This is a genomic window from Tabrizicola sp. T74 (assembly GCF_057219935.1).
In genome coordinates this window covers 319887-341271 of record NZ_JBXVVT010000002.1, presented here as the reverse complement: position 1 = coordinate 341271, position 21385 = coordinate 319887, and the positions used below count along the sequence as shown (strand labels likewise).

Annotated in this window: 20 protein-coding genes; 15 read left to right on the top strand and 5 right to left on the bottom strand. The window is 66.8% G+C overall.

Annotation, left to right across the window (positions count from 1 at the left end):
• Window positions 1–47: 47 nt before the first annotated feature.
• A complete protein-coding gene (locus AC2EAL_RS08375) occupies window positions 48–1487 on the bottom strand; it encodes an amidase (RefSeq protein ID WP_484723739.1) in 1440 nt (479 codons plus the stop codon).
• Window positions 1488–1632: 145 nt separating this feature from the next.
• Here AC2EAL_RS08375 and AC2EAL_RS08370 point away from each other — a divergent pair, with 145 nt between their 5' ends.
• Together AC2EAL_RS08370 and AC2EAL_RS08365 are read left to right on the top strand one after the other, a co-directional pair.
• On the top strand, window positions 1633–2418 hold the full coding sequence (locus AC2EAL_RS08370; RefSeq protein WP_484723738.1) for a transporter substrate-binding domain-containing protein: 786 nt from the start codon (window positions 1633–1635) through the stop codon (window positions 2416–2418).
• Window positions 2419–2454: 36 nt separating this feature from the next.
• On the top strand, window positions 2455–3255 hold the full coding sequence (locus AC2EAL_RS08365) for an amino acid ABC transporter permease (RefSeq protein WP_484723737.1): 801 nt from the start codon (window positions 2455–2457) through the stop codon (window positions 3253–3255).
• 3 nt (window positions 3256–3258) lie between these two features.
• Here the strand turns inward: AC2EAL_RS08365 and AC2EAL_RS08360 are convergent, their stop codons facing one another.
• Window positions 3259–4431 (bottom strand): cytochrome P450, encoded by a 1173-nt coding sequence (locus AC2EAL_RS08360; RefSeq protein ID WP_484723736.1) that lies wholly within the window; start codon window positions 4429–4431, stop codon window positions 3259–3261.
• 219 nt (window positions 4432–4650) lie between these two features.
• Here AC2EAL_RS08360 and AC2EAL_RS08355 point away from each other — a divergent pair, with 219 nt between their 5' ends.
• Window positions 4651–6660 (top strand): M3 family metallopeptidase, encoded by a 2010-nt coding sequence (locus AC2EAL_RS08355; protein ID WP_484723735.1) that lies wholly within the window; start codon window positions 4651–4653, stop codon window positions 6658–6660.
• 72 nt (window positions 6661–6732) lie between these two features.
• Here AC2EAL_RS08355 and AC2EAL_RS08350 read toward each other — a convergent pair whose 3' ends face one another.
• Complete coding sequence (locus tag AC2EAL_RS08350) at window positions 6733–7692, bottom strand: GlxA family transcriptional regulator (RefSeq protein ID WP_484723734.1); 960 nt, start codon at window positions 7690–7692, stop codon at window positions 6733–6735.
• A 72-nt stretch (window positions 7693–7764) separates the two neighbouring features.
• On the opposite strand from AC2EAL_RS08350, the gene bcoG reads away from it, so the two are divergent.
• From bcoG to AC2EAL_RS08295, 11 genes are all read left to right on the top strand, one after another.
• On the top strand, window positions 7765–8679 hold the full coding sequence (gene bcoG / locus AC2EAL_RS08345) for a 3-dehydrocarnitine:acetyl-CoA trimethylamine transferase BcoG (protein ID WP_484723733.1): 915 nt from the start codon (window positions 7765–7767) through the stop codon (window positions 8677–8679).
• Between the two features lie 19 nt (window positions 8680–8698).
• Entirely contained in the window at window positions 8699–9034 is a 336-nt protein-coding gene (locus AC2EAL_RS08340) for a hypothetical protein (RefSeq protein ID WP_484723732.1), read from the top strand.
• A 22-nt stretch (window positions 9035–9056) separates the two neighbouring features.
• Window positions 9057–9341: a hypothetical protein gene (locus AC2EAL_RS08335; RefSeq protein ID WP_484723731.1), complete on the top strand. Its 285-nt coding sequence runs from the start codon at window positions 9057–9059 to the stop codon at window positions 9339–9341.
• Between the two features lie 267 nt (window positions 9342–9608).
• Window positions 9609–9833 carry a hypothetical protein gene (locus AC2EAL_RS08330; protein ID WP_484723730.1) on the top strand — a complete coding sequence of 75 codons (225 nt, stop codon included), beginning with the start codon at window positions 9609–9611 and terminating at the stop codon, window positions 9831–9833.
• Window positions 9830–11305: a carnitine 3-dehydrogenase gene (locus tag AC2EAL_RS08325; protein ID WP_484723729.1), complete on the top strand. Its 1476-nt coding sequence runs from the start codon at window positions 9830–9832 to the stop codon at window positions 11303–11305. Before AC2EAL_RS08330 ends, AC2EAL_RS08325 begins: the two co-directional genes overlap by 4 nt.
• Window positions 11302–12057, top strand: coding sequence for an SDR family oxidoreductase (locus AC2EAL_RS08320; protein WP_484723728.1), 756 nt, complete (start codon window positions 11302–11304; stop codon window positions 12055–12057). The genes AC2EAL_RS08325 and AC2EAL_RS08320 overlap by 4 nt, the downstream gene beginning before the upstream one ends.
• Before the next feature lie 10 nt (window positions 12058–12067).
• On the top strand, window positions 12068–13231 hold the full coding sequence (locus tag AC2EAL_RS08315; RefSeq protein WP_484723727.1) for an acyl-CoA dehydrogenase family protein: 1164 nt from the start codon (window positions 12068–12070) through the stop codon (window positions 13229–13231).
• A 288-nt stretch (window positions 13232–13519) separates the two neighbouring features.
• Window positions 13520–15508: an acetate--CoA ligase family protein gene (locus tag AC2EAL_RS08310; protein ID WP_484723726.1), complete on the top strand. Its 1989-nt coding sequence runs from the start codon at window positions 13520–13522 to the stop codon at window positions 15506–15508.
• Window positions 15508–16311, top strand: a complete 804-nt coding sequence (locus AC2EAL_RS08305; protein WP_484723725.1) for a carnitinyl-CoA dehydratase — start codon at window positions 15508–15510, stop codon at window positions 16309–16311. The genes AC2EAL_RS08310 and AC2EAL_RS08305 overlap by 1 nt, the downstream gene beginning before the upstream one ends.
• A 6-nt stretch (window positions 16312–16317) precedes the next feature.
• Window positions 16318–16836 (top strand): OsmC family protein, encoded by a 519-nt coding sequence (locus AC2EAL_RS08300; protein ID WP_484723724.1) that lies wholly within the window; start codon window positions 16318–16320, stop codon window positions 16834–16836.
• 160 nt (window positions 16837–16996) lie between these two features.
• On the top strand, window positions 16997–18610 hold the full coding sequence (locus tag AC2EAL_RS08295; RefSeq protein WP_484723723.1) for a GMC family oxidoreductase: 1614 nt from the start codon (window positions 16997–16999) through the stop codon (window positions 18608–18610).
• A 22-nt stretch (window positions 18611–18632) separates the two neighbouring features.
• Here AC2EAL_RS08295 and AC2EAL_RS08290 read toward each other — a convergent pair whose 3' ends face one another.
• Window positions 18633–19358 (bottom strand): helix-turn-helix transcriptional regulator, encoded by a 726-nt coding sequence (locus AC2EAL_RS08290; RefSeq protein WP_484723722.1) that lies wholly within the window; start codon window positions 19356–19358, stop codon window positions 18633–18635.
• Window positions 19359–19442: 84 nt separating this feature from the next.
• On the opposite strand from AC2EAL_RS08290, the gene AC2EAL_RS08285 reads away from it, so the two are divergent.
• Complete coding sequence (locus tag AC2EAL_RS08285) at window positions 19443–19838, top strand: RidA family protein (protein WP_484723721.1); 396 nt, start codon at window positions 19443–19445, stop codon at window positions 19836–19838.
• A gap of 31 nt (window positions 19839–19869) precedes the next feature.
• On the opposite strand, the gene betC is transcribed toward AC2EAL_RS08285, so the two are convergent.
• Window positions 19870–21372: a choline-sulfatase gene (betC, locus tag AC2EAL_RS08280; RefSeq protein WP_484723720.1), complete on the bottom strand. Its 1503-nt coding sequence runs from the start codon at window positions 21370–21372 to the stop codon at window positions 19870–19872.
• Between the last annotated feature and the right edge of the window lie 13 nt (window positions 21373–21385).

Genomic DNA, 21385 nt, shown 5'->3' with positions numbered 1-21385 from the left:
TGTTCGTGGTCGTTTACGAATCGTTAAGGGCATGGTTGATGGCGTGCTTACGTTGATTTCGAGCGCCGTGAGGCGCACCTCGCGGCCTGAAGGGGAGTCGGTCTGAAGCCCGACCTAGGGGTCGCGGCGGGGATTTCGGGGGCGAGGAGGTCGGCCAGGTCGAGGAGGATGTGTTCGCATTCCCGGTCGGCGAGGGCCTGGATCCCGATGGGGTGGGTGGCGGTGCGACCGGTGGTGAGGGCGAGGCCCGGAAGCCCCATGTAGGGCGGGGCGATCTGGGGCATTTGGGCTTCGATGACCTGGGCGAAGGCTTCGGGGCCGCTGGTGTCGTAGTGGTCGGGGAAGGGGAGTGCGCCGGAGACCGGGGTCAGGAGGACCGGCCAGTCGGCGAAGAAGAGGCGCCAGAGGCGGGCGAGGCGGGCGCGGGATTGCAGCGCGCGCATGAAGCTTTCGAGCGTTGGCGCCGGGGCGAGGGTGGTCAGCTCGCGGTGGATGAAGCTCGCGTCGGGGTCGGCTTCGCGGGCGATGGCCTCGGCTCCACCCAGGCCGAATTCGGAGAGCCAGAGGGTGAGTTGCAGCTCCATCGCCTCGCGGAAGGGGGGGAGGGGCGGGGTGCCGATCTCCCACCCGTTTGCTTCCAGGGTTCGGGCAGCCTCGGTCAGGGCCCGCTGGATTGCCGGGTCCGTCTGCAGGCCGTCCGGGGTCAGTACGAGCGCCGCGCGTTTGGGGTAGGGCGCGGGAGTGGCGGGGGTCCACCACGGATCGCGTGGGTCGGGCTGTGAGAGTGCCTGCAAGCCCAGGCGGAGGTCGGCGGCAGAACGGGCGAGGGGGCCGGAGACTGCCATCAACTGCCCACCGATCAGCCGGTCCCCTGCGGTCGCGTTGAACGCGGGGACGCGGCCAAGGCCCGGGCGCAACCCATGGATGCCGCAGGCATAGGCGGGGTAGCGAATGGAACCGGCGATGTCGGTGCCGTGGGCGATAGGGCCCATGCCCGCCGCGGCAGCGGAGGCGGCCCCGCCGGAGGAGCCTCCGGGCGTGAGGCCGGGGAAGGCTGGGTTTCGCGTTGCGCCGTGCAGCGAATTGCGGGTGAACCAGCGGAGGGAGAAGGCGGGGGTGTTGGTGCGTCCGACGATCACGGCCCCAGCGCGGCGGAGGTTTGCGACGGGCGGGCTGTCTTCCTGCGCGATGAGGTTTTCCTGGATGCGCAGGCCGTTGGTGGTGGCGTAGCCCTTCTGGTCGATGTTGACCTTCACCGTGACGGGGACGCCCGCGAGGGGGCCGGGGTCCTCTCCGCGAGCGAGCCGGGCGTCGATGGTGCGGGCCTCGGCCAGGGCCTCCTCGTCGCAGCGCTGGACGATGGCGTTGAGGGTGGGGTTCAGCCGCTCGATCCGGGCGAGGGTGGCGCGTATCGTCTCCTCGGCCGAAATCTGGCGTGCGCGGATCAGGGCGGTGAGGGCGGTGGCGGTGAGGGTGGCGGGGTCCATCGGGGGCTCCTTTTTCTTGGGCAAGGTGGACCGGATTGGTTGCGCTTGGAAGGGGGCAGGGCCGAGTGTACGTGCCTGCCGCCTTGCATCGGCATGGGAGCATGGCATAGTCGGGATTTGATCAATCAGCCCTGGAGACTGACCGATGAAACTGACCGCTGCTGCCGTTGTGGGACTTGCCGCCCTGACACTGCCTGCCCTAGCGCAGGACCTGCCTGACCTTGGCGGGAAGGAGGTCGTCGTGGTGACCGAAAACGCCTATCCGCCGCTGCAGTTCCTGGACAAGGACGGCGCGGCCGTGGGCTGGGAATACGACGCGATGGCCGAGATCGCCAAGCGGCTGAACATCACGGTGAAGTACGAGAATACCTCGTGGGACGCGATGATCCCGGCGGTGTCGGAAGGCCAGTACGACCTCGGCATGACCGGCATCACCATCAAGGACGAGCGCAAGGAAAAGGTCGACTTCTCGGACCCCTACATGCGGTCGGAAATGCTGATGATCGTGCGCGGGGATGAAGAGCGGTTCACCGATGCGGCGTCCTTTGCGGCGATCCCGGAGCTGCTGGTGAGCGCCCAGCCCGGGACCTCGCCCTTCTACGCGGCGGTTTACAACATCCTGGATGGCAACGAGGAAAACCCGCGGGTCATCAAGTTCGAGACTTTCGGCGCTGGGCTTGAGGCGCTGAAGGCGGGTGACGTGGACCTGACGCTGTCGGATTCGACGGCGGCGAACGGTTATGTGACCGCCTCGAACGGCGGGCTGAAGATCATCGGTGAGCCGCTGGCGTCCGAGGATTTCGGCTTCATCTTCCCGAAGGGTTCGGAGCTGGTGGCCCCGATCAATGCGGCGATTGCCAGCATGAAGGCGGACGGGACGCTGGATGCGCTGAACCAGAAGTGGTTCGTCGAGTACAAGATGGGCGAATGAAGGGCGGCCCCCGGGCTTGACCCCGGGGGCAACCGCATGACGCCAAGCAGCGAGCCTGATCGCGACTTTCCCTGGTGGCTGGTGATCCTTGCGGTCATCGGCCTTTGGCTTTTGTACGAGATGCTGGCGGACGAGGTCTATGCCGCGGCGCTGAACGTGCTGACCAAGGGGTTGTGGGTCACGCTCGGGGTGGCCGTGGTGGCCTACGTTGGGGCCTGCGCGATGGGCCTTGGGCTGGCGGTGATGGGCATGTCGCGCTTCCTGGTCCTTCGGCAGGCGGCGCGGCTCTATATCGAGGTGATGCGGGGCGTGCCCATCATCGTCCTTTTGCTGTACGTGGCATTCGTCCTGGTGCCGGGGCTGGTCTACGGGGTGAACTGGCTGGCAGGCCGCGCGGAGGGGGAAGAGCTGATCCGGACCCGCGATGTGCCCCTGTTGTGGCGGGCGGTCTTCGCGCTGATGCTGGCCTATTCGGCCTTCCTGGCCGAGATCTTTCGGGCGGGCCTGCAGGCGGTGGACAAGGGCCAGATCGAGGCGGCGCAGGCCTTGGGGCTGAACGGGTGGCAGCGGTTCCGCCATGTTCGATTTCCGCAAGCATTTCGGCTGATCCTGCCGCCGTTGGGCAATGATTTTGTGGCAATGGTGAAAGATTCGAGCCTGGTCGCGGTGCTGGGCGTGACCGATGTCGCGCAGCTGGCCAAGGTCACGGCGGCGGGCAACTTCCGGTATTTCGAGACCTACAACGTCGCGGCCTTCCTGTACCTGGTGATGACGATAACCCTGTCCCTTGCCCTGCGCCGGTTCGAGCGGCGGATGCGGGACCGTTACCAGCGCTAGCGGTCAGAGCCTGATGCGGCAGTGTTCCGGCGCGCGGAACTCCCACCCCCGGAAGGCGGGGGGCTGATCGGCGAAGGCAAGGTCCGGGAAGGCCTCGAACAGGACGCGCATCGTCACCTCGATCTGGGCCTTGGCGAACCATTTCCCGGCGCAGAAGTGGCTGCCCTGGCCAAAGGCCATGTGGGCCTGTTGCGGGCGGAAGAGGTCGAAGCGATCGGGGTCGGGCCAGCGCGCCTCGTCCCGGTTGGCCGAGGCGAAGATGCAGGAGACCGGGGTGCCTTCGGGGACGGGGACGCCGTTCACCTGCGTGTCGCGGGTGGCGGTGCGCATCATGGTGCCGATGGGCGCGATCCAGCGCAGCGCCTCATCGATGGCCTTTGGCAGAAGAGTGTCGAGGTCGGCGCGGAGGGCTGCAAACTGACCGGGGTTCTGCATCAGCCCGACAAGCAGGTTCGCCGCGCCGTGGCCGGGTTCTTGCATGCCACCAAGCAGAGTGACCTTGACCGAGGGCAGGATCATTTCTGGCGGCCGGGTCTGGCCTTCGGGCATGCCTGCATGAAGGAGGTGTGAGAGAGGGGACTGGTCTGGCGTGGCAGCCAGCCGATCCAGAAGCGGCAGGGCGACGGCTTCGATTTCGGCAACTACGGACCGGCAGATCGCGTCGCGGGTCGGATCGCGTTCGAAGTTGATCGCGCCTTGCGACAGGCCATGGAACCAGCGGCGCAGGGTGGGGGTGTCGACCTCGGTGAAGCCGAAGGACCGGGCCAGCGCGAGGGCCGAGACGGGTTCGAAGAATTCGGTCAGGAGGTCGTTCGAGCCCGTGGCGCGGAAGGCCTGCAACTGTGCCTCGGCAATCGGGCGGACCAGGGTTTCGATGTAGTCGGCCACGCGCTTCGGGCGGTAATGCGGCTCGATCCCGCCCCGCAGGGCCTGATGCGTAGCACCTTCCGAGGTCAGGACATTGGGCTGGCCGAAGGCTGCATTGACCGGGGCTTCGGGCGAGACGGCGGTGAAATCGGGGTGACGGGCGATGGCTTCCACATCGGTCCAGCGGGTGGCGAACCAGCAGTTGGCGGCGGGGACCGGGGCGATCGGATCCTCGGCCCGGAGGCGCGCATAGACCGGGTAGGGATCGGTTTCGAGATCGTCGATCGAGATCGTTTCGCTATAGCGCATGGCAGCCCCCCGCCGTCCTGGGCAAGGCTTGCCGCTGGTGCTTAACATGTCAAGCGTTTCGCGGGTTGCGGCGGTGATCTTGCGGAGCGCTGGCGCGCGAAGACTTTTTGTCTCGTCGTCGGGGCTTCGCCCCCCGAACCCCCCGAGAGTATTTGGACAAGGGCAAGTCTGGACCTTTTCGGGGGGTGGGCCTAGCTTTGCGGGCAAAGGAGAATTGCGATGAACGTGCTTTTGCAGACCTGGGACACCCCCTTTGGCCTTCCGCCTTTCGCCGCCATCCGGGACGAGGATTTCGGACCCGCCTTTGACGAAGCCTTCGCCCGGGCACGGGCGGCGATAACGGCGATTGCCGATGGGCCGGGGACGAGCTTTGCCGAGGTGATCGAGGGGCTGGAACTGGCGGAGGCCGATCTCGACCGGGTGTCGGGGGTGTTCTACAATCTGGCGGGAGCCGACAGCACCGAGGCGCGTGAGGCGCTGATGCGGGAGCTGGCGCCGAAGATGTCGGCCTTTGCCAGCGAGGTCACCAACAACAAGGCCTTGTGGGCCAAGATCGAGGCGCTGTGGCAGGGCCGCGACGGGCTGGCGCTGACGGCGGAACAGGCCCGGGTGCTGGACCTTTACCGCAGGATGTTCGTCCGGTCCGGCGCGGCGCTGGAGGGCGCAAGTGCAGAGCGGCTGACGGCGGTGATGGCGCGACTGGCGGTGCTGGGCACGCAGTTCAGCCAGAACCTCTTGGCCGATGAACGCTCTTGGCACATGGAGCTTTCGCCGGAGGACCTGGCCGCACTGCCGGGCTTTGTGCAGGACGCGGCGCGTGCGGCGGGGGCGGAAATGGGGCTGGGGCCGGTGGTGACGCTGAGCCGATCCCTCATCGTGCCGTTCCTGCAGTTCTCGCCCAACCGCGCCTTGCGCGAAAAGGCCTATGAGGCCTGGGTGGCGCGCGGGGCGAATGGGGGCGAGACCGACAACCGCGCCATTGCGGCGGAAACGCTGGCCTTGCGGGCGGAACGGGCGGCGCTGCTGGGTTATCCCGATTTCGCGGCCTTTAAGCTGGAGCCGGAGATGGCCAAGACCCCGGCGGCGGTGCGCGACCTCTTGATGCGGGTCTGGCAGCCGGCGCGGGGCAAGGCGCTGGCGGATGCAGGCGTGCTGGAGGTGATGCTGAAGGCCGACGGCTTCCCGGGGCCCTTGGAGCCCTGGGACTGGCGCTATTACAGCGAGAAGCGGCGGAAGGCGGAGCATGACCTCGATGAGGCGGCACTGAAGCCGTACCTGTCGCTGGAGGCGATGCTGGGGGCGATGTTCGACTGCTCGACGCGGCTTTTCGGGCTGGAGTTCCGCGAGACCCCTGGGCCGTTCTACCATCCGGACGTGCGGGGCTGGGAGGTGACGCGGGACGGCGCGCATGTCGCGGTGTTCCTGGGCGACTATTTCGCGCGGGGCTCCAAGCGGTCCGGCGCCTGGTGTTCGGCGATGCGGTCGCAGCGCAAGCTGGGCGGCGAGCGGCGGCCGATTGTCGTCAACGTCTGCAACTTCGCCAAGGGCGACCCGTGCCTGCTGTCCTATGACGACGCACGGACGCTGTTCCACGAGTTCGGCCATGCGCTGCACCAGATGCTGTCGGATGTGACCTATGGGTTCATCAGCGGGACATCCGTAGCGCGGGACTTCGTGGAATTGCCAAGCCAGCTTTACGAGCATTGGCTGGAGGTGCCTGCGGTGCTGGAAGCGCATGCCAGGCACCATGAGACCGGGGAGCCGATGCCCGCCGACATGCTGCAACGGCTCTTGGACGCGGGGACCTATGACCAGGGCTTTGCGACGGTCGAGTTCGTCGCAAGCGCGATGGTTGACCTGGAGTTCCACACGGGCACTCCCCCCGCCGATCCGATGCAGAAGCAGGCCGAGGTGCTGGAAGCGTTGGGCATGCCGCGGGCGATCCGGATGCGGCACGCGACGCCGCATTTCGCGCATGTCTTCTCGGGCGACGGCTATTCCAGCGGCTACTACAGCTATATGTGGTCGGAAGTGATGGATGCCGATGCCTTTGCGGCCTTCGAGGAAGCGGGCGATCCGTTCGATCCGGTGACGGCGGAGAAGCTGGAGCGGTTCATCCTGTCGGCAGGCGGGTCCGAGGAGGCCGAGGCACTGTACCTGAAGTTCCGGGGCCGGATGCCGGGGGTCGAGGCCTTGTTGAAAGGCCGGGGGCTTTTGGACGCGGCCTGAGGCGGGGCCATGGTTCGGGGGGACAGCCCCCCGCGCCCACTGAGATAGTTGCGGACAAGTGAATGGCCGGGGTCAGCGCGGTCGGAGCGATCCGGGCGAGGTGCCGAAGCGGGTCCGGAAGGCGCGCGAGAAGGTGGCGGGGCTGGAAAAGCCGGTCCGCAATGCGACCTCGGCCAGGGGGTGGCGGGTGTCGGTCAGCATCCGCCGTGCGGCCTGCAGGCGCAGGTCAAGCGCATGGGCGGCGGGGGTGGTGCCAAGCGCATCGCGGAACAGGGTTTCCAGGCGGCGGGGAGACAGGCCGACAGCGCGGGCGGTCTCTACAGCGGTTTCGGGGGCGTCGATCCGCGCCTCCATCCGGGCCAGCGCTGCGGCAACGCGGGGGTCTAGGGCGGGGTCCTGCGGCGCCGTCTGGGGTTCATGGCCGGGGCGGTGGGTGGCAAGGAAGCTGGCGGCAACCTGACGGGCCAGCGCCGCGCCGTGGCGAGCGCGGATCAGGTGGAGCATGAAGTCCTGCGCCGGGGCAGCGCCGCTGATCGTCACGCGGTTGCGGTCGATCACGAAGCGGTCGGGGACGACATCGATCTCGGGGTGGGCGGCGGCGAGGTCCTCCAGATCCTCCCAATGCACGGTGGCGCGGTGGCCGTCGAGGAGACCGGCGCGGGCTAGGACCCAAGGGGCGGCGTCAATGCCTCCGACCAGCTGGAAGCGGGGGGCTGCGCGGCGGAGGTCGCGGATGAGGGGGCGGGTGGCGACCTCGGCCAGGCGGTAGCCGGCGATGACGATGAGGGCATCGGCCCCGGTGGCGTGGGAGAGGGGGCCGGAGGAGGGCAGCTCGATCCCGCAGGTCAGGGGGACGGGGGCGCCGTCCGGGGAGACGACGCGCCAGCGGTAGGCCTCGTGTCCCAGCTGGCGGTTGGCGTTGCGCAGGGGGTCGAGGGCGCTTGCCACTTCCAGGATGGAGGCCTGGGGCAGGACCAGAAGCGCGATGGTGAGCGGTTGGTCCGAGGGGTGGAAGATGGCACTTTCCGTCATGCAGATTTCGTAAAGTGCAAAGCGGCGGCGCGCAAGGTAGCTATGCTGGGATCAAAGCCCGGGGAGGTCCGAATGCCGCTGAACATGAACAAGGAAGTCTTCATCACCTGCGCCGTGACGGGGTCGGGCGGGACGCAGGACCGCAGCCCGCATGTGCCGCGTTCCCCGAAGCAGATCGCCGACAGCGCGATTGCGGCGGCCAAGGCCGGGGCGGCGGTGGTGCACTGCCATGTGCGGGACCCGGAGACGGGGAAGCCGTCGCGCAAGCTGGAATACTACCGCGAGGTGACGGAGCGTATCCGGGACAGCGATACCGACGTGGTGCTGAACCTCACCGCCGGGATGGGCGGCGACATGTATTTCGACGGCACCGAGAAGATGACCGAGATGGCCGCGATCTCGGACATGTGCGGGGCCGAGGAGCGGGTGGCCCATATCGTCGAATGCCGGCCGGAGATCTGCACGCTGGACTGCGGCACGATGAACTTTGCCGAGGCCGACTACGTGATGGTCAACACGCCGGGCATGCTGCGCGACATGGCGCGGCGGATGACGGCGGCGGGGGTGCGGATCGAGATCGAGGCGTTCGACACGGGGCATCTTTGGCTGGCCAAGCAGCTGGTGTCGGAAGGCGTGATCCCCGACCCGGTGCTGGTGCAACTGTGCATGGGGGTTCCGTGGGGCGCGCCGGATGACCTGAACACCTTCATGGCGATGGTGAACAACGTGCCAGCGGGGTGGCACTTCAGCGCCTTTGGCCTCGGCCGGAACGAGATGGCCTATGTCGCGGCCGCCACCATTGCTGGCGGGAACGTCCGCGTGGGGCTGGAGGACAACCTGTGGCTCGAAAAGGGCGTCCTTGCGACCAACGCTCAGCTGGTGGAACGCGCAGCGACCATCGTGGAGAACCTGGGCGCGCGGGTGATTACCCCGGCGGAGGTGCGCGCCAAGCTGAAGCTGGAGAAGCGCGCACCGGTGGCGAAGTGATCGGCCGTGGCCGCCCCTGATGGATATCCTTGTGCTCTTCCTGCTGATTGTGGCCGGTTGCTACCTGGCTCCGCTTCTGATGCCGGGGTGGGCCTGGCTTCTTGGCCTTGCGGGTGTTGGAGTGTTGGCAGGTCTGGGCCTTTGGTTCGGCTGGGTCGAGCAGCAGACGGATTCGCTCGGCTCGGGCATTTCGGCGCTGTTCGTGATGAGTGTGGGCGGCGCACTGGCGCTTGGGGTCGTGGTCCGCGCGATCATGCTTTGGCGCGGCTGGACCGGGGGCAAGGCGGTGACGGCAGGCGTGATCGGTGCGCTGGTCTGGGTCGCGGCGATTGCCTGGGCCCTGTGGTACGGATGACGGGCGTGGCTAGGGGACCGGGATGGGCAAGATAGCGGTCGCGTCCGCACTGATGCTGGCGCTTGCGTCCTGCACGCCAGAGCCGGTTTGGGTCACGCCTGTCGGGGTTCCCTTGGGCGTGGTCGACTGCGACAGCCCGGCCCCCTTGGTCGGAGGCGAGCCGGCCGAGGTCTGCCTGGCACGCGCGATCCCCGAGACGGCGGAGGAGATCGCGCGGTGTGAACGGGATGGCGGGCGGGTCGGACCGATCTCGCCCATCGACGACAGGTTTGCCTGCACCTACCGGACACCGGGGGCGGCGGGGTGAGATGGTGACCAGGGACGTAGGAATTGACCGGAAAGCGGCAACCGTCGGGAAGCGAGGAGCGGGGGTGATTGCCCCGGTCGAAATGTGTGCGAAGCCAAAGCAGGAAGTACTAGCACCGGTGGCGAAATGAGCCAAAGTGGAGCATTTCTTATCGCCGGTGTCTTGGGTCTGATCACTTTTGTCCAAGCAAAGCATGATAGGCCGAGGTCGGCCCTAATCGAATGGACTCTTGCGGCAGCGCTCGCGGTGGGTGGCGTGCTCGCATACGTGCTGAACCTCGGGGCAGAAATTGAAAGCGGTTCCAATCGTCCGTGGATCATAGTTCTAGCGGTGGCCGTCATGGCAGGACCGGCGATCTTGGCAGGGGAGTTCCTGCGCAGAACCTCGGAATGGTCGCTTTCGCCAGTAAAGGTTGGAGCGATAGTCTTCCTCGCAAGCTATTTGCTTATCAACACAGTCTACTTTGTCATTCGTCTGAAAGAAGCATCATGAATAGAAAAGCGGCAATCATCGGTGGCGGGGTTATCGGCGGCGGCTGGGCCGCGCGATTCCTGCTGAACGGCTGGGACGTGGGGGTGTTCGACCCCGATCCGGAGGCCGAGCGGAAGATCGCCGCAGTGATGGCGAATGCCCGGGCTGCGCTGCCTGCGCTGTCGGATGTCCCGATGCCGCCGGAGGGGAAGCTGACCTTCCACGGCACCATCGGTGAGGCCGTCGAGGGGGCGGAGTATGTGCAGGAGTCGGTTTCCGAGCGGATCGAGCTGAAGCACAAGGTCTATGCCCAGTTGCAACAATCGAACCCCGGTGTGCTGATCGGGTCCTCTACCAGCGGCTTCAAGGCCAGCGACTTGCAGAAATCGAGCGTTGCGCCGGAAAACATCATCGTCGCGCATCCGTTCAACCCGGTCTATTTGCTGCCCCTGTCCGAGATCTCCGGGTCCGACAAGAACCCTCCCGCCGTGGTCGAAAGGACCGTGCAGATCATGAAGGACATCGGGATGTTCCCCCTGGTGATCCGCCACGAGATCGACGCCTTCATCGGCAACCGCTTCTTGGAGGCGGTTTGGCGCGAGGCGCTGTGGATGCTGAAGGACGGCATCGCCACCACGGAAGAAATCGACGAGGCGATCCGCATGGGCTTTGGCCTGCGCTGGGGGCAGATGGGCCTGTTCGAGACCTATCGGATCGCTGGGGGCGAGGCGGGGATGCGGCACTTCATGGCCCAGTTCGGGCCCGCCTTGAAGTGGCCCTGGACCAAGCTGATGGACGTGCCGGAATTCAACGACGAACTGGTCGATCTGGTGGCGAACCAGTCCGACGCCCAGTCCGGCATGTATGGCATCCGTGAGCTGGAGCGCATCCGGGACCGGAACCTGGTGGGCTTCCTGCGTGCGCTGAAGGAACGGAACTGGGGCGCGGGAAAGGTCCTGCGCGAACATGACGAGCGCCGCGCGGCGGTGTTCAATGCCGAGATGGCGAAGGGGTTGGACAGCGGGGCCAAGGCGGCCCCCTTGGTCATGTGGCAGGGCCAGGTCCTGCCGGGCTGGATCGACTATAACGGCCACATGACGGAAAGCCGGTACTACTTCTGCAATTCGGAGACGGTGGACAACTTCCTGCGGACCATCGGTGCGGGGATGGACTACGTCGCGGCGGGGCATTCGTATTACTCGGCCGAGACGCATATCCGCCATCTGGGCGAGGCCAAGCTGGGTGACCAGTTGCGCGGGGAGCTGCAGATCATTTCTGCGGATGAGAAGCGGTTCCGGTCCTTCGTGCGGATCATGAAGGGGGAGGAGTGCGTGGCGACGGTGGAGCAGCTGTGCCTCCACGTCGACATGAAGGCGGGCAAGACTGTAGCGGCGTCGGAAGAGGTCTGGGCGCGGCTTGAGGCAGTGGCGAAGGCGCATGCGGGGCTGCCCTTGCCCGAGGGCGCTGGCCGGGCGGTCGGGCAGAAGAAGTGAGCCGCCGGGTCCTTATCACCGCTGGGGCGAATGGCATCGGGCTGGTCATGGCCCGGGCCTTTGCCGCCTTGGGCGACCGGGTCTGGGTGACGGACGTGGACGACGCAGCCGTCGCAAGCCTGCCGCCGGGGATCAGGGGGACGGTCTGCGATGCCTCCAGCGAGGCCGCGATGGACCTGCTGTTCGCTGATATCGCCAGAGACTGGGGCGGGCTGGACGTCGCCATCGCCAATGCCGGGATCAAGGGACCGACGGCAGCGATCGAGGATATGCCACTGGAGGGCTGGCACCAATGCCTTGGCGTGAACCTCGACGGCGCGATGCTGTGCGCGCGGGGCGCGGCGCGGCTGATGAAGCCCGTGGGTAAGGGGGTGATCACCTTCATCTCCTCGACCTCTGGCCTGTACGGCACCCCCTTCCGCGCGCCCTATGTGGCGGCGAAATGGGGGGTCATCGGGCTGATGAAGACGGTGGCGATGGAGCTGGGGCCGTTCGGGATCAGGGCAAACGCGATCTGTCCGGGCTCGGTGAATGGCCCCCGGATCGACCGGGTGATCGAGGCGGAAGCAGCAGCCAAGGGCATGACCCCGGACGCCGTGCGGCAGGGCTATGCGTCGGGGACGGCGATGAAGCGGCTGACCGACCCCGAGGACGTGGCCGACATGGCGGTTTATCTCGCGTCGGACGGCGCGCGCATGGTCTCGGGCCAGGCGCTGGCGGTGGACGGCATGACCTACAACGTGGACCCGTGAGGGGGATGAGATGGATTTCGGACTGACCGAAGAACAGCAGATGATCGTCGACACGACGCGGGCCTTCGTCGAGGCGGAGCTTTACCCGCATGAGCAGATGGTCGAGCGGACCGGGGTGCTGCCGCTGGAGCTGATCCGGGAGATCCAGCAAAAGGCGATGGCGGCGGGGCTCTACGCGGCCAATATGCCGGTCGAGGTCGGCGGCGCGGGGCTCGATACGCTGTCGTGGCTGCTGTACGAGAAGGAGTTGGGCCGGGCGAACTATGCGCTGCACTGGACCTGCGTGGCGCGGCCGTCGAACATCCTTTTGGCGGGGAATGCCGAGCAGCGCGAACGGTACCTGATGCCGTGTATCCGGGGCGAGACCTGGGATTGCCTGGCGATGACCGAGCCCGGGGCGGGGTCGGATTTGCGGGGGATGAAGGCCAGCGCCCGGCAGGACGGTGGGGATTGGGTGCTGAACGGGACGAAGCACTTCATTTCCCACGCTGATCTGGCGGGCTTTGCGATCTGCTTCATGGCGAGCGGAGAGGAACAGACCCCACGGGGCCCGAAGAAGCTGATCACGGCGTTCTTCGTGGATAAGGGGACCCCTGGCTTCACGGTGCGCGAGGGGTATCGGAACGTTTCGCACCGGGGCTATACGAACGCGGTCCTGGAGTTCGACGACTGCCGCGTCCCTGCCGCGAACGTGCTGGGCGAGGTGCACAAGGGGTTCGAGGTGGCGAACTCCTGGCTGGGCGCGACGCGGCTGCAGGTAGCCTCGACCTGCCTCGGGCGGGCGGAGCGGGCGCTGGGGCATGCGATATCCTACGCGGCAGAGAGGAAGCAGTTCGGCCAGCAGATCGGCAAGTTCCAGGGGGTCAGCTTCAAGCTGGCCGACATGGCGATGGAGTTGAAGGCGGCGGAGCTTCTCACGCGCGAGGCGGCCTGGAAATACGACCAGGGCACGGTGACCGAGGCCGACATGTCGATGGCCAAGCTGAAGGCGACCGAGGTTCTAGCGCATATCGCCGACGAGGCGATCCAGATCCACGGCGGGATGGGGCTGATGGACGAGCTGCCTTTGGAGCGGATCTGGCGGGATAGCCGGGTGGAGCGGATCTGGGAAGGCACCTCCGAAATCCAGCGGCATATCATCAGCCGGGAATTGCTGCGGGCGGTTGGGGGGTGAACAACCGTTGGACTGGGGGTTTCACACCCCCCAGCCCATTGGTTTCTTGAACCAATGGCGAAACCAATGGGCTACCCGTGGGATATTTGAGGACAGATGAAAGGGTTTGTTAACCTTGGCCTGCAAGAGTGATCGGGCGGTACAGGCGGGGACGCCGATGACCGCGACAGGTGAAACCCTGCCACAGTTCGCTGGGGCAGGGCGCCTTTTGTCTCATTTCATCTGTCCACAAATATCCCGGGGTCCGGGGCAGCGCCCCGGGGCCAATGCAGCAGAACGAGGCCGGGCATGAGCCGCCTCGACCGCCTACTCCGCCCGCGCCACATCGCTGTTCTCGGGGCGGGCTGGGCGCTGAACGTTATCGAACAGTGCCGCAAGATGGGCTTCAAGGGGCCGGTCTGGCCGGTGCATCCGACCAAGAGTGAGATCGGGGGGCTGCGGGCTTATGCCTCGCTCTCCGCCCTGCCGGAGGCGCCAGACGCCGTCTTCATCGGGGTGAACCGCTTTGCGACCATCGAGGTCGTGGCGGAACTGGCCGCGATGGGGGCGGGCGGGGCGATCTGTTTCGCCTCGGGCTGGACCGAGGCGGGAGAGCCGGGGCTGCAGGACAAGCTGGTCGCTGCGGCGGGGGAAATGCCGATCCTTGGGCCGAACTGCTACGGGGTTATCAACTACCTCGACGGGGCGCTTTTGTGGCCAGACCAGCACGGCGGTATTCCGGTGGAAAAGGGGGTGGCGCTGGTCAGCCAGTCCTCGAACATCGTCATCAACATGGGGATGCAAGCCCGGGGCCTGCCGGTGGCCTATGTCGCCTGTCTGGGCAATGCCGCCGTCGTGGGGCTGGCGGAGCTGACCGGGGCGCTGCTGGACGATCCGCGGGTGACGGCGGTGGGGCTTTACATCGAGGGCATCGACGACGCCCCGGCCTTTGCCGCCCTGGCCGAGAAGGCGCGCGCGATGGGCAAGGGCGTCGTGGCGATCAAGTCGGGGAAGACTGAACTCAGCCGGAACGCGGCGGCCTCACATACTGCCTCGCTTGCGGGGGGCGGCGCTGCGTCCAGCGCCTTCCTGCGGCAGATCGGGGTGGCGGAAGTGAACACGCCCTCGGAACTGATCGAGACCTTGAAGATCTTCCACGTTCACGGGCCACAGATCGGGACGCGGATCTGTTCGCTGTCCTGTTCAGGGGGCGAGGCCGGGCTGGTGGCGGACCTGGCGGCGCCCTACGGCATCGACTTTCCGCCCGTCCCGCGGGCGACGCATGACCGGCTGTTCGCCGTGCTGGGGGAGATTCCGACGATCAGTAACCCCTTGGACTACCACACCTTCATCTGGGGTGACGGGCCGAAGACGACCGAGGTCTTCTCGGCCATGCTCGACGCCTATGACGCGGGGATCTACATCATAGACACCCCGCGTGCGGATCGCTGTGACCCTTCAAGCTATCAGCCCGCACTGGATGCGATCGTTGCCGCGCAGACGGCGACGGGCAAGATCGCCTTCCCAGTCGCCTCGATGGCCGAAAACTTCGGCGAGCCGCGGGTCACTGCGATGATGGAGCAGGGAGTCTGTACGCTTTTGGGTCTTGAAACCGCGATTGCGGCGATCAAGGCGGCGCAGACGCCGGCCGGGGAGACGGGCTGGCGCCCTGCAAATGCCTTGCCGGCGCGCGAGACGCGGTTGCTGTCGGAGGCAGAAGGCAAGGCGCTTCTGGCCGAAGCCGGGGTGGCGGTGCCGGGGTCGGTGACCGGGGCGACGATTGCCGAGGTTGCGGGCAAGGTGCGCTTTGGCGCACCCTACGCCTTGAAGGGACTGGGCTTCGCCCACAAGACCGAAGCGGGGGCGGTGCGGCTGGGGCTCGCCACGCTGGAGGGTCAGGCCGAGATGCCGGGGGCGACCGGTTATCTGGTCGAGGAAATGGTGACGGGCGCGGTGGCCGAGGTGCTGTTGGGCCTGCGCCGCGATCCGGTCTATGGGGTGACGCTGACCCTTGGCATGGGCGGGGTGACGGCGGAAGTGCTGGCCGATACGGTAACGCTGGTCCTGCCGGTCACCGAGGCGCAGGTGCTGGAGGCGGCGAAGGGTTTGCGCCTCTGGCCGCTGCTTGATGGCTACCGGGGGCGTCCGAAGGCGGACATGGCCTCGGTCGCGGCAATGGCGATGCGGCTGGGGGGGCTGATGCTGGCCGACGAAAGCCTGGAAGAGATTGAAATCAATCCGGTCATGGTGCGCGAAACCGGCGCCGTGGCGGTGGATGCGCTGGTCAGGAGGGTGTGATGGCCGAGATGAAGATGCGGACCGAGGGGCCGATCAAGACCCGCCGCGAGGGGGCGGTGCTGGAGGTCACGCTGGACGTGCCCAAGGCCAATGCGATCAGCCTGGCGACGAGCCGGGTGATGGGGCTGACCTTTCGCGATTTCCGGGATGATGACAGCTTGCGGGTCTGCATCCTGCGGGCCGCGGGGGAGAAGTTCTTCTGCCCCGGCTGGGACCTGAAGGCCGCCGCGGAGGGTGATGCAGTGGACGGCGACTATGGGGTGGGGGGCTTCGGGGGGTTGCAGGAACTCCCGAACCTCAACAAGCCGGTGATTGCCGCCGTGCAGGGCATCTGCTGCGGGGGCGGGTTGGAACTGGCTCTGTCGGCGGACCTGATCCTGTGTTCGACCATTGCCACCTTCGCCTTGCCGGAGATTCGGTCTGGCACGGTGGCCGATGCGGCCTCGATAAAACTGCCGAAGCGCATTCCCTATCATGTGGCGATGGACCTTCTGCTGACGGGCCGCTGGTTCGATGCCGAGGAGGCCTTCCGCTGGGGCCTGATCAAGGAGGTCTGCGCACCCGAGGAGTTGCTGGCCAAGACCTGGGACCTGGCGCGGCTTCTGGAAAGTGGGCCTCCGCTGGTCTACGCGGCGATCAAGGAAGTGGTGCGCGAGGCGGAGAACATGCGCTTTCAGGACGCGCTGAACCGGATCACCAAGCGGCAGATGCCGACGGTGGACCGGCTGTATTCAAGCGAGGATCAGTTGGAAGGTGCGCGGGCTTTCGCCGAAAAGCGTGATCCGGTGTGGAAGGGGCGCTAGCGTAAGGTGGGCGACACGCCCACCTTACGCACCCGCATCGATCTGACCGAGGTTCTCATGCCCAACCACGACTACACTACCCGCATCCTCTGGACCGGCAACCGGGGCGAGGGGACGGCGCATTACCGGGCTTACGATCGGACCTGGGATATCGCAGTGCCGGGGAAGGCCGCCGTGCATTGTTCGAACGATCCGCTTTTGGGCGGGGACCCGGGCAAGATGAATCCCGAGGACCTGCTCCTTTCGGCGCTCTCGGCCTGTCACATGCTGTGGTATCTGCATTATGCCAGCGATGCAGGCGTCGTGGTGACCGCATATTCCGACGCTCCGCTGGGCGTGGGCGAGGTCGGGCGCGGGGGCGCGGGGCGGTTCGTCAAGGTGACCTTGCGGCCCCATGTGACAGTGGCGGCTGGGACGGACCTGGCGGCGGCGGAGGCGATCCATCACCGCATCCATGAGGTCTGCTTCATCGCCCGGTCGGTGAACTTTCCGGTGGATTACGCGCCGACCTTCGAGGTCGCTTGACGGGCCGCTCGTCGTCGACTTCGTCGCTCCTCGCTGGATCGCTTGCGACGAGAAGACGAAGTCGCACGAGGAGCCGCCTCGTGCGACATTCAGTGTCGCAAACCGGACATTCCGCGCGCGGTCCCGCCGCTAGGGTCGCGGGCGATTGCCGGGGGGCGACATGGACGAGACCGATTACATCATCGTGGGCGCAGGGTCGGCGGGCTGTGTGCTGGCGGACCGGTTGACGGCAAGCGGAAAGCACAAGGTCACGGTATTGGAGGCAGGCGGGTCGGACCGGCGGTTCTATGTCCATCTGCCGCTCGGGTACGGGAAGCTCTTCTACGACCCGACGGTCAACTGGCTGTACAGGACCGAGCCTGATCCCGGGCTGAACGGCGCACGCGACCATTGGCCGCGCGGCAAGGTTCTGGGCGGTTCCTCCAGCATCAACGCGATGGTCTGGATCCGCGGGCACCGGGCGGACTACGAGGACTGGGGCAGCGCCGCACCGGGTTGGGGCTGGGAGGAGTGCCTGGCTGCCTACCGCGCGATGGAGGACAACGAGGCCGGCGGCGATGCCTGGCGCGGCAAGGGTGGTCCCTTGTTCATCTCGGCGAACCGGTCGGGGCTGCATCCGCTGGTGAAGCAGTATGTCGCGGCCTGTGGCGAGGCGGGGCTGGCGGAGAACCCCGACTTCAACGGTGCCACGCAGGAAGGTGCGGGCGTCTACCAGATGACGATCAAGGGGGCGCGGCGAAACTCGGCGGCGCGGGCCTTCCTGCGCCCGGCGATGAAGCGGGCGAACCTTCGGGTCATCACGCGGGCCATGGTGACGCGGGTGCTGATCGAGGGCGGCCGGGCCGTGGGGGTCGAATATCGGCAGGGCAGCGAGACCCGGGTGCTGCGCGCGAAGGCAGAGGTCATCCTGTCGGGGGGCGCGATCAACTCGCCGCAGCTGTTGCAACTGTCGGGGATTGGTGCAGGGGCCTTGCTGCAAGGCCTAGGCATTCCGGTCGTGCGGGACAACCCGAATGTCGGCAATCACCTGAGCGACCATCAGGGGATCAACTACACCTGGGCGATGACGGTGCCGACCTACAATGACGAGCTGCGCCCCTGGTGGGGCAAGGTTCGCGCGGGGTTGCAGTATTTCCTGGGCGGCGGCGGGCCGCTGGCCAAATCGATCAACCATGGCGGTGGGTTCTTCCGGACGCGTCCGGACCTCGACCGGCCAAACATGCAGCTGTATTTCCAGGCCTTTTCGACGCTGATCCCGCGTGAGGGGGAAAGGCCGCTGCTGACGCCGGACCCCTGGTCGGGCCTCTCCATCGGCCTGTCGAACTGCCGTCCGACCAGTCGCGGGCATATCCGGCTGCGGACGGCCCGACCGGAGGATCACCCGGTCATCACCGCGAATGCGTTTTCCACCAACAACGACGTCGAGGAGATGCTGGCGGCGGTCAAGTTCCTGCGCCACATCGCAGCCCAACCCGCGATGGCGCGCCTGATCAAGGAAGAGCTGCGCCCCGGGCCGAAAGTACAGTCGGATGAAGAGCTTATCCACGATTTCCGCGAACGGTCGGGAACGGTCTACCACCCCAGTTGCTCCTGCCGGATGGGGACGGACCCGACGGCTTCGGTCGTGGACCCTGGCTTGCGGGTGCATGGGGTGGGGGGCCTCAGGGTGATCGACGCCAGCGCCTTCCCGAACCTGATTGCCGGAAACACCAATGCCCCGGCCATGCTGATGGGCTGGAAGGGCGCCGAGGCGGTCTTGCGCGACGCGCGCTGATCCGGCGCGAGGGGACGGCCCCTCAGGCCCGGCGGCGCACGGCGCGGTAGGGGCAGACATCGGCCTTGAACGGGACATGCCGGCGGCGGAAGCTGGTGTCGGGCAAGGGCTCGGGCGCGCTGATCCGGTCCATGCGGAAATGGCGGAACCCGTCGCGGGCCGGGTCCCAGGCGACGAGGTACCAGAGCGGCGGCAGGATAAGCATCGCTTGCGGCTCGACCTTGCGCGTGGTCCGCCCGCCCTTGGCGTCGCGGTAGCGAAAGCGCAGAAGCTGGCGGTTCAGGAAGGCCGCCTCAAAGGCTGGAAGCAGGCGCGCATCCATCGGGCGCAGGTCCGACAGGTCCTGTTCCGGGGCGATCTGGCCGACATTCAGGCAGTCGAGGAACCGGCGCAGGTCGCGCAGCCGGTCGGGCGGCAGGGCGCGTTCGATCTTGGCCAGGCCCGCATCGGCCAGGCTGGCGAAGGGGAGGCTGCCCGCCGCGCGCATGGCCGCGACGCTGATCAGCAGCGCGAAGACCTCGGCCACCGTCAGGCGCGGGGTGGTCTGCACCGACTGCGGATCAAGCTGCAGCCCGCCGCCCCGGCCGGCCTCGGAATGGATGACGAAGCCCTGGTCCCGCAATGCGCCGATGTCGCGCAGGATGGTGCGACGCGAGGCACCGGTTTCCTGCGCAAGCTCGGCCACCGTCGCCGTGCTGCTGCGGCGGAGGTGGCGGATCAGGGTGTCCTGGCGGGTGCGGCTGTCCATGGTGTGCTGCAGCAGGATTTGGTGACAGATCGTGGCACCATTTCACCCTAGACCGGGCGGACAACAGTCAACAAGGAGAATGACATGCAACGCACCGCCGTAAACCCGTGGGACTGGTCGCTGGCGCTGGGCTACAATCAGGGCGAAATGCTGGAAGGCGTAAGTCGCCAGCTGATCTGCGCCGGGCAGACCGCCGTGGACGGGACGGGCGCGCCGCAGTTTCCGGGCGACATGCGGGGCCAGGTCGGGCTGGTCCTGGACAATCTGGAGGCGGTTCTGGCGAAGGCCGGCATGGGGCTGGGCAATGTGGTGAAGCTGACGGTCTATGCCACCGACGTGGACGCAGCCCTGCGGAACTTTGACCTGCTGGGAATGCGGTTCGGTCCGGCCGGGGTGCGGCCGCCGATGACTTTGCTGGGGGTCAGCCGGTTGGCAGTTCCGGGTCTGATGATCGAGATCGAGGCATTGGCCGCGGCGTGACCGCGTAGGGTGGGCGCGGCGCCCACCCTACCTATTCGCCGCGCGGGAAGCGTTTGCTTTCCTCCAGAACGTTCAGGTCCATGTGGTTGCGCATGTAGCGCTCGCTGGCCGCGCGGAGTGGCTGGTGGTCCCAGGGAAAATAGGCGCCGTTCCTGAGCGCCTCGTACACCACCCAGCGGCGGGCCTGGCTTTCGCGGACCTGGGCGTCATAGGCGGCGAGGTCCCAGCGCTGGTCGGCAAGGGTTCTGAAGTGCTGCAGGATTTCTGCCACGCGCGGGTCATCCGCCAGGTTCGCCGTCTCCCCCGGGTCGTTCGCCACATCGAAAAGCTGCTCGGGGTCGGCAGGGCAGCGGATGTATTTCCAGGCGCCTTCCCGCAGTGCGATCATGGGGGTGATCGTACCTTCGGCGGCGTATTCCATTGCCACGGGTCCCCGGGCCGCGCCGTTTGCGACAGGGATCAGGTTGACGCCTTCGGTCCAGGGCGCGACTTCCTCCATTGAGATACCTGCCAGCGCTGCAAGAGTGGGGGCCAGGTCGATGGAGGAGACGGGAGTTTCGACAAGGCCCGCGGGCATTTCGGGGGCGGCGATCATCAGGGGGACGCGGGCCGAGCCTTCGAAGAAGTTCATCTTGAACCAGAGGCCCTTCTCCCCAAGCATCTCGCCGTGGTCGGACAGGAAGACGATGTGGGCGTCCTGACGTGTGGCCTCCAGAACGCCAAGGATCTCGCCGATCTTGTCGTCGATGTAGGAGATGTTGGCGAAATAGGCCCGCTTGGCGCGGCGGATGTGGTCCGGGGTGATTTCCATGCCGCGCCAGTCGCAGGCGTCCATCAGGCGCTGGGAATGCGGGTCCATGTCCTCGTACGCCACAGGTTCGGGCGGTTCGCATTCCGGCGCGCCTTCGTAGAGGTCCCAGTACTTGCGGCGGGCGACGAAGGGGTCGTGCGGGTGGGTGAAGCTGACGGTCAGCGCCCAGGGGCGGGGGTCCTGTCCGCGCGACAGGTCGTAGATCTTCTGGATCGCCTGGAAGGCCACGTCGTCGTCGTATTCGTACTGGTTGGTGATTTCGGCCACCCCAGCCCCGGTGACCGAGCCGAGGTTGTGGTACCACCAGTCGATCCGCTCACCCGGCTTGCGGTAGTCCGGGGTCCAGCCGAAATCGGCGGGGTAGATGTCGGTGGTCAGGCGCGCCTCAAACCCGTGGAGCTGGTCGGGGCCGACGAAGTGCATCTTGCCGGAGAGGGCGGTCTGATAGCCTGCCCGGCGCAGGTGGTGGGCGTAGGTCGGGATGTCCGAGGCGAATTCGGCGGCGTTGTCGTAGACCCTCGTGCGGGAGGGGAGCTGGCCGGACATGAAGCTTGCCCGCGCGGGGGCGCAGAGGGGTGAGGCGGTGTAGCAGTTCTTGAAGCGCGCCGACCGGGCGGCCAGACGCTTGAGGTTCGGGGCGTGCAGGAATTCCGCCGGGCCGTCGGGGAAGAGCGTCCCGTTCAGCTGGTCGACCATGAGGATCAACAGGTTGGGCTTGGTCATTACGGTCGGTCCC